Here is a 221-nt window from a genome sequence, read left to right as displayed (position 1 = left end):
AGGATCATTTTTGTGACCTGTATTTGGAAGTTCTTTACCTTTATTTCGGTCATCTTGCTGTTTGTTTGTTTGTGTTTCAGGGTTTTCTTTTTCTAGTTCTTCAGAAGTTTCCTTACCATGTGTTTCAGGATTACCTTTTTCTAGTTCTTCAGAAGTTTCTTTACCTGTTTCCTCTTCTTTATTAGGAGGAGTAATTGGTTTATCATCTCCACCTGGTGAAG

1 pseudogene is annotated in these 221 nt (G+C 35.7%); it reads right to left on the bottom strand.

Features of this window, described 5'->3' with window-relative positions:
- A pseudogene (locus MR113_RS28050) lies at positions 1-221 on the bottom strand (peptidase); the annotation flags it as partial.

The organism is Bacillus cereus group sp. BfR-BA-01379 (assembly GCF_022663605.1).
GTDB classification, from domain to species: domain Bacteria; phylum Bacillota; class Bacilli; order Bacillales; family Bacillaceae_G; genus Bacillus_A; species Bacillus_A mobilis.
Note: the sequence above shows the minus strand (reverse complement) of the source record. Positions and strands in the feature narration are given on the sequence as shown.